2 protein-coding genes and 1 pseudogene are annotated in these 1726 nt (G+C 42.1%); 1 reads left to right on the forward strand and 2 read right to left on the reverse strand.

The window, feature by feature from the left end:
* A pseudogene (locus ACRC27_RS07060) lies at positions 1 to 233 on the reverse strand (glucose/galactose MFS transporter); the annotation flags it as partial.
* A gap of 1138 nt (positions 234 to 1371) precedes the next feature.
* Positions 1372 to 1521, reverse strand: coding sequence for a hypothetical protein (locus ACRC27_RS07065; RefSeq protein ID WP_438639521.1), 150 nt, complete (start codon positions 1519 to 1521; stop codon positions 1372 to 1374).
* Positions 1522 to 1551: 30 nt separating this feature from the next.
* Here ACRC27_RS07065 and ACRC27_RS07070 point away from each other — a divergent pair.
* Positions 1552 to 1726 (forward strand): class II aldolase/adducin family protein (locus ACRC27_RS07070; protein ID WP_438639522.1); only part of this gene is annotated, 175 nt, incomplete at its 3' end.

Below are 1726 nucleotides of genomic sequence, written 5' to 3' on the forward strand. Positions count from 1 at the left end.
GCACCATAAAAAGCAGTCTGCACTAAACCAGATTGCATATCCGTCAAGGTAAATACTTTTCGAAACTGTGCAATCAGCACATCGGTCATATTATTGGCCAGTCCCCACAATGCAAAACAACTGGTCAGTAATATAAACGGGATCAGAATATTCTTAGGCACCACCTCGGCTGACGGTGCATTACCGGCAATAATGTCCGCAGCCTCCGTGCTTTTGGTCGTTATTTCTGACATGGCTAACACTCCATTGGTTATCGGGTAGGGCATCATTATTTTTATGTCATGCTGTTATTTATTACGGTCAAACCGAACAATAATCAGGAACATGACTGTAGGGATGTCCCGCAGTTCAGAAGGAATTGGTCGCAATGCAATGCATTATTCTTTCTACTACTGACGCCAGAATACGCCTGTGGATGAATAGCCATTCGCCCACCATAATGCGCTGCAGATTAACGTCATTGGCCCATTTCTCAGCGCTACACTGCTGCCGAAAAAGGAAACCTAAGTAAGATAACCATCAGGTAACCGCATACATCACCGCTGAGCTAAGAGCAGGTTAAACCGGTCTCTCAGCACCCAGCGTAAGCAACAATCTCAGTAACATCAGCCAGATAACAGCACTGTTATGCCACAGAGTTTGCTACCTGTAATACGCTTCTTACCTGATTTTTTCATAATCCTGATTCAGGCCTCATCACACCGCCGTTAAATCACACAATCTAATTTATTCATGACACCACGCCAGTGATGCCATAAAAAGCTTCGCGATTTAACAATCCGTACGATAAAAAACCCTCAGTCAGATTTAGCTTTTCTTACTCTACTTTTATCTCTGTTGCTGAGCTTTATTGGCTTGCACTCTTTGTATTTTGTTTCTGTTTTGTTTTTCATTTCTTTCTGCTTGCGGGTGTTGCTGACAATTAATTTAAAGACCTAACACGAATAAAATATGACGAAGCTCACATCGTCCCCTTTCATCCGGTTAAAATGTGAATTTAATCACTTTATCACCACATAAACCGCTGACCGTTTGATTCGTTCCCTAAAGAAAAAACACAAATACCAAATACATCATGACCGAATAAGCGCGTAATAATCAAAAACGGTCATTCATACAGCCACGCACATATTTAATGCCCGTTTTAGCGACCCAACAAAACAAACGGACAAAATAACCCCCGATTAAACATAGGGTTTACTTTAAAGAAAGTAATTCCTATTGATGAACGTCACAAAATAAACGCGAAAAATTCAATTCAACCGATATTAAGCTGAAGATAACTCAACAACGATTTACTCACTGCCTCTATCGAGACTCACATATAGATACGGGTATAGAGAAGCAGACGTATTTAACGAATTATCCAAATTAAAATCCAAAACGAAATATCGAAACACCGTAATCGTTAACGCTTTCATCTGGCGCGATTGTCACGTATTGCCAAATCGCTTTATTTCGCGCCAGCGCACACACCGGTGATCCGGCATGGCCTATCACTGATTGAATATAACCGAACATAGATGACGCTCGTCGTAAAAGGGGTACCGCATGGAAAGAGCAACACTGGCTCGTGAGATTATTGCGACTTGTCTGGAGATGACCCGACTGGGTCTGAATCAGGGAACTGCCGGTAACGTCAGCGTACGTTATCGTGATGGTATGCTGATCACGCCAACCGGCATTCCTTACGAGCAATTGACCGAAGATCATATTGTCTATATTG

The sequence above is a fragment of the Plesiomonas sp. genome, assembly GCF_051650925.1.
Lineage (GTDB): Bacteria > Pseudomonadota > Gammaproteobacteria > Enterobacterales > CAMTGL01 > Plesiomonas.